This window comes from uncultured Thiodictyon sp. (assembly GCA_903837595.1).
GTDB lineage: Bacteria > Pseudomonadota > Gammaproteobacteria > Chromatiales > Chromatiaceae > Thiodictyon.
The window spans coordinates 1-5,496 of the sequence record CAILVI010000111.1; the positions used below are offsets into that span (position 1 = coordinate 1).

Annotated in this window: 6 protein-coding genes; 2 read left to right on the forward strand and 4 right to left on the reverse strand. The window is 61.2% G+C overall.

Going from position 1 to position 5,496, the window contains the following annotated elements; genetic code table 11:
- Window positions 1-166: 166 nt before the first annotated feature.
- Complete coding sequence (locus tag QZY44_RS06235) at window positions 167-889, reverse strand: tyrosine-type recombinase/integrase (RefSeq protein WP_295443744.1); 723 nt, start codon at window positions 887-889, stop codon at window positions 167-169.
- On the opposite strand from QZY44_RS06235, the gene QZY44_RS06240 reads away from it, so the two are divergent.
- The gene (locus QZY44_RS06240) at window positions 873-3,902 is read left to right on the forward strand and encodes a Tn3 family transposase (protein WP_295443747.1); all 3,030 of its coding nucleotides are present in this window, start codon (window positions 873-875) and stop codon (window positions 3,900-3,902) included. The genes QZY44_RS06235 and QZY44_RS06240 overlap by 17 nt on opposite strands.
- On the opposite strand, the gene QZY44_RS06245 is transcribed toward QZY44_RS06240, so the two are convergent.
- The 3 genes from QZY44_RS06245 to QZY44_RS06255 all read right to left on the reverse strand — a co-directional run bounded on the left by QZY44_RS06245 (window position 3,833) and on the right by QZY44_RS06255 (window position 4,884).
- Window positions 3,833-4,111, reverse strand: a complete 279-nt coding sequence (locus QZY44_RS06245) for a B12-binding domain-containing protein (protein ID WP_295443750.1) — start codon at window positions 4,109-4,111, stop codon at window positions 3,833-3,835. The genes QZY44_RS06240 and QZY44_RS06245 overlap by 70 nt on opposite strands.
- A 204-nt stretch (window positions 4,112-4,315) precedes the next feature.
- Window positions 4,316-4,537 (reverse strand): hypothetical protein, encoded by a 222-nt coding sequence (locus QZY44_RS06250; protein ID WP_295443753.1) that lies wholly within the window; start codon window positions 4,535-4,537, stop codon window positions 4,316-4,318.
- A 65-nt stretch (window positions 4,538-4,602) separates the two neighbouring features.
- On the reverse strand, window positions 4,603-4,884 hold the full coding sequence (locus QZY44_RS06255; RefSeq protein WP_295443756.1) for a hypothetical protein: 282 nt from the start codon (window positions 4,882-4,884) through the stop codon (window positions 4,603-4,605).
- 209 nt (window positions 4,885-5,093) lie between these two features.
- Between QZY44_RS06255 and QZY44_RS06260 the strand changes: the two genes are divergently transcribed.
- Window positions 5,094-5,327 carry a hypothetical protein gene (locus QZY44_RS06260; RefSeq protein WP_295443759.1) on the forward strand — a complete coding sequence of 78 codons (234 nt, stop codon included), beginning with the start codon at window positions 5,094-5,096 and terminating at the stop codon, window positions 5,325-5,327.
- The last annotated feature ends 169 nt before the right edge of the window (window positions 5,328-5,496 follow it).

Below are 5,496 nucleotides of genomic sequence, written 5' to 3' on the forward strand. Positions count from 1 at the left end.
ATGGGGGTGTAAGCCCAAACCCCAGAAAATTCCGGTGGCCCAAATCGAGCCCTGCCATACGCCCATCCAGGTCAATGACCCGTCGTCGACATCGGCTTGCATAGCCGCCTTGATGGGACACTGGTCGCGTCGGTCGGTGCTGGGAAGCGGGAAATGAACGCGATGCTCAGTCATGCCAAAAGTTCTTGAAGCGGTCAGATGCCAACTCGGTGTAGCGAGTGGTGTGGTGGATGTTACGGTGGCCCAGGTAATGCTGGATCGCCCGCGTGTCCTGGCCGTCGTTGGCCAGTTTGTAGCCGGTGGCATGGCGCAGCATGTGCGGGTGGATCGGGAACTCGATGCCGGCGCGACGACCGGCGCGCCCAACGATCTTGCGGATGGCATCGGTCGTTAGCGGCGCCTTGCGTTCGCTGACGAACACGTAGGGCGTCTCCGGGTAATCGCGCTGCAAACGGCGTAGCGCCCGCAGCTCCGGTCCGCGCAAGGGATGGACCGAGGCGATGCCGTGCTTCAGCCGCGCGACATGAAGAAGGCCTTGTTGGAGATCGACCTGATCCCAACGCAAGGCGACCAGTTCGGACACGCGCAGACCGTGGCGGTAGGCGACCAAGATCAAGGCAGCGTCCCGCGCGCCATGACGACCGATGCTCGCCGCCGCCGACATCAGCGCTCCGACCTCTTTTTCCGACAGGTATTCCCTGCTGCGGTAGGCGGCGTTCGCCCGGCGAACGGGAACTTTCCGTTTTTCGATGGTTGGCGGGTCGCCACCCGGTGGCTTGAAACCCAGATGGTTGCTCATCGCGAAATCCGAATCTTTCCGTTTATCGATTATTATACGGAAAGTTTTCCGGGGCTGGGGGCGCGCCGCGACGATGGCGACGAAGAACAAGTTACTGACCGTCCTGTCGGACGCCGAGCAGTTCGCCCTGTACGGCCTGCCTGATTTCGACGACGGACAGCGACTGAATTATCTGTCCCTATCGGACTCGGAACTGGCGCTCGCCTACAGTCGTCTCGGTCTTCACGCGCAGGTCCACTGCGCGTTGCAGATCGGCTACTTCAAAGCCAAGCACGCCTTTTTCCACTTCACCTGGGACGATGCGCAGGACGATGGTACCTTCGTCCTGACCCGCTATTTCAACGGTCAGGCGTTCGCGCTACATGCCGTCACCAAGTATGAGCACTACGCGCAGCGAACTCTGATCACCGCGCTATTCGGCTATCGGGTCTGGTCGGGGGATTTCCTCTCGTCGCTCACGCAACAGGCCGCGCAGATTGTTCGACGCGATGTCACGCCCGGCTTTATCGTCGCCGAGCTGATTGCCTACCTCAACGAGCACAAAATTGTGCGGCCAGGTTACACCACCTTGCAGACGCTGATTAGCGCCGCGTTGTCCACCGAGCGCAGGCGCTTGGGCAGCCTGCTCGCCGAGGTGTTGGACACCACGGCGAAGAATGCACTGGCCCAACTCCTAGTGCACGATGACACCTTATCGGAACTGGCCGCCCTCAAGCAGGACGCCAAGCACTTCGGTTGGCGCCAGATGGCACATGAGCGGGAGAAGCGTGCCACGCTGGAACCGCTGTACCGGATCGCCAAGACGCTGCTGCCCACGCTCGCGATCTCCCGTCAGAATTTGCATTATTATGCGAGCCTGGCGATCTTTTATACTGTCTACGATCTGCGCCGCCTCCAGCCGGCGCAGACCCAACTGTATTTGCTTTGCTATGCTTGGCAGCGCTACCGGCAGTTCACCGACAACCTCGTCGACGCCGTAGGCTATCATATGAAGCAGCTCGAAGACGAAAGCAAGGCGCTAGCAAAAAAGCAGTTTTTCGCAGAGCAGATACGACGTCAGCAGGACACGTCACAAGTCGGGCGCTTGCTGTTGCTCTATGTCGATGACGCGGTTGCCGACACCACGCCCTTTGGCGACGTACGCCAGCGGGCGTTCAAGATCATGCCGCGAGACGTCCTGCAGACCGCTGGTCAGCGCCTGAGCAAGCAACCGACGAGTAAGCTGAGCACGCGCTGGCAGGTCGTCGACGAACTCGCTGCGCGTATCCGGCGCCAACTGCGCCCGCTCTATGTAGCACTCGATTTTTCCGGAGTCACACCGGATAACCCGTGGCTTACCGCATTAAACTGGATGAGGAGCGTATTCGCCAGACCCCAACGACTGTCGCAACGGCCACTCACGGAATGCCCGGACGCAACCCTGCCGCGGCGTTTACGGTCTTATCTGCTGACGTTTGACGCGGACGGGAAACCGATGGGCGTGCATGCCGACCGGTACGAGTTCTGGATCTACCGGCAACTCAGAAAACGTCTCAAGTCGGGCGAAATCTACTTGGACGACAGTCTGCAGCACCGCTGTCTCAGCGACGAACTCGTCCGACTCGACGAAAAGGCTAGCATTCTCCGTCAGATGAACATTCCCTGGCTATGCCAGCCGACCGATTTCCAATTCAAGGCCCTCTCGGCGCAACTGCACGCTCAGTGGCTAGCGTTCAATCGCGAATTGCGCCAGGGAAAGCTGAAGCATCTCGACTATGACAGCGCGACCAAGGCGCTGACCTGGCGCCGCCCCAAGGCCGACCATGAGGCGGCACATGAGGACAATTTTTACGCGCAACTGGCGTTCTGCGACGTCGCTGACGTCTTCCGTTTTGTGAACGAGCAATGCCAGTTCCTGTCGGCGTTGACACCGCTGCAGCCGCGTTATGTGAAACAAGTCGCCGACGCGGATAGCCTGATGGCCGTCATCATCGCCCAGGCGACGAACCACGGCAACCTCGTGATCGCAACAACGAGCGATATTCCCTACCACGTGCTGGAGGCGACTTATCAGCAGTATCTGCGCCAAGCGTCGCTGCAGGCAGCCAACGACCGGATCAGCAACGGTATCGCCAGCTTGCCCATCTTTCCGCATTTCTCGTTCGCACTCGACGCGCTCTATGGCAGCGTTGATGGCCAGAAATTCGGCGTAGAGCGACCGACCGTCAAAGCACGGTACTCGCGCAAATATTTCGGTCGCGGCAAGGGCGTCGTTGCCTACACGTTACTGTGTAACCATGTACCGCTGCATAGTTGGCTCATCGGCGCGCACGAGTTTGAGGCCCACCATGTGTTCGACATCTGGTACCGCAACACCTCCGAGATCGTACCAACCGTGATCACTGGCGACATGCACAGCATCAACAAGGCGAACTTCGCCATTCTGCACTGGTTTGGACTGCGCTTCGAGCCGCGTTTCACCGATCTGGAAAAACAACTGAAAGAAATCTACTGCGCCGATGATCCGTCGGTGTACGAGAAATGCCTTATCCGTCCTGTCGGCCAGATCGACCTACAAGCCATCGCGGACGAGAAAGCCAACATTGACCAGATCGTTGCCACGCTAGGCCTCAAGGAAATGACCCAGGGCACGTTGATCCGTAAGCTCTGCACCTACACCACAGCAAATCCGACCCGGCGAGCAATCTTCGAGTTCGACAAGCTGATTCGCAGCATCTACACCTTGCGATATCTGCGCGATCCGCAGCTGCAGCGCAATGTGCATCGCTCGCAAAACCGGATCGAATCCTACCACCAGCTACGCTCCGCCATCGCCCAGGTCGGTGGCAAGAAGGAACTCACCGGACGGACCGACATCGAAATCGAGATCAGCAATCAATGTGCGCGGCTGATCGCGAACGCCATCATCTACTACAACTCCGCCATCCTGTCGCGTCTGCTCGCCAGGTACGAGGCGAGTGGGAATACGAAAGCCCTGGCCATCATCAAGATGATCTCACCGGCGGCGTGGCGCCACGTGCATCTGAACGGGCACTACACGTTTCGCGGTGCCGGGCGGATTCTCGACCTGGATGCGATCGTGGCAGGGCTCGATTTAGGTTGACGGAATTTTCTGGGGTTTGGGCTTACAACCCCTTCATCGAACAACTTGCCGGCCTTGCCGATGCCCAGCAGGAGGCCATTTTCGATGGCGTCCCAGGCGTCATAGCCACGCGCGAGCACCTCATGCGCGAGTTGCTTCGTCAGCTCCTCGTCCAGTTCGAGAACGGCATCCGCGAGCCGTTCAAACAGTTGGTCCTTGTCATTTGCCATCGTATTCACCCCGGTTGGCGCTCGTCGCCGAGCGGTTGGTCGATTTGGTTGGCCCGGCGCGGACGGCCCGGCTTCTCGTTCCCACGCTCCAGCGTGGGAATGCCGCGGGGGCGCTCTGCGTCTGGTCTGGCTATTGGACGCGGAGCGCCCGCTCTTGCTCCCGCGCTGGAGCGTGGGAGCCAGGTCGGCGCTCCCGCCCCGCACTCAAGCCAGTCGCACGCACCCCTGCTTCAAGGTCAGGCGCTGCAGATCGCACAACGGCAGGCAGGCGCCGCACCCGGCACAATAGTCCGCAAGCAGGCGCACCCCGCGCCCGGGCAATCGTTCGATCGCCTCATTGAAGCAGGCGTCGGCGCAGTCTCCGGGACAGCGGTCGCAGCATTGCCCAGCGTCGACGGCACCAGCGGTGTGGGTAACGAATGACATCGGACTCGGGGGCTCATGCGATCGAAGTACTTGAGCACCCAGTCTAGGGATGGATACGCCGGCCGCTAACCAAGCCTTTCTGCAAAGCAATCCAGCAGCCGCAGCCGCTGCACCTTGCCCGACGGGCACTTGGGCAGATCGGTGAGCAAACAGATGGCGCTGGGGGTCTTGAACGCTCCCAGCTCACGGGCGCAGAAGGCGCGCAGGTCATTGATGCCGAGAGCAAACCCCGGACGCAGCACCACGCCGACCGCAATGGTCTGGCCACAATGGGAGGGCGGGTACGCCGACGCCGACGACCTCAAGGACGGCAGGGTGGCACAGCCTCTCGATCGCCGCGACGCCATCGTCTATGAGTCGGCATCGGACCGCGGGAACACAGGACGACGCGCAGGAATTTCGACTTGATCCGGTCCGCGGCGCCGCAGCGAGGTCCGGCGCGGGCAGTAAGCCGCGCCCTTCCCTGCCCCAGCGGCGCTTCCGTGGCGCAGAAATATCTGAGCCCGGCGCCTTCCCTATGCCGCCAACCTGGATCAGCCAAGGAACCGACCCTGCCATGAGCATCTACCACGCCGTGATGGCCTTCAGCGCGATCACGACGCACTTGACCCGCGTGTCTCAACAGCGCACCGCGACCCAGGACGGCGACCAGCAACGCGCCTTTCAGCAGCAGCAATTCGAGGCGCAGCGCGAGGAGCAACGCCGGCAGGTCAAGGAACGGCAGGAACAGGACTGGGCCATGGCGACCCGGCAGCGCCAGACCGCCCTGGAGCTACAGGAGAACCAGTAAGGTCTTGGACCACTGGCCCCTGCGGCTGTTCCCCTCCCAGATCATGCAATCGCACCGCTGCGACGGGCCGACCCCGCTGCGGGTGTTCCTCTCGCTGCCCACCAACGGCCCGCGCGACCTGGAAGGACCGGTACGCCAGGCACTCCAGCAATTCCTTTCCACCCACTAC

What these genes read in the sequence shown, in the direction of transcription:
- QZY44_RS06250 (WP_295443753.1), bottom strand. Translation starts at nt 4,537, where the DNA reads ATGTCATTCGTTACCCACACCGCTGGTGCCGTCGACGCTGGGCAATGC.
- QZY44_RS06255 (WP_295443756.1), bottom strand. Translation starts at nt 4,884, where the DNA reads ATGGCGTCGCGGCGATCGAGAGGCTGTGCCACCCTGCCGTCCTTGAGG.
- QZY44_RS06240 (WP_295443747.1), top strand. Translation starts at nt 873, where the DNA reads ATGGCGACGAAGAACAAGTTACTGACCGTCCTGTCGGACGCCGAGCAG.
- QZY44_RS06245 (WP_295443750.1), bottom strand. Translation starts at nt 4,111, where the DNA reads ATGGCAAATGACAAGGACCAACTGTTTGAACGGCTCGCGGATGCCGTT.
- QZY44_RS06260 (WP_295443759.1), top strand. Translation starts at nt 5,094, where the DNA reads ATGAGCATCTACCACGCCGTGATGGCCTTCAGCGCGATCACGACGCAC.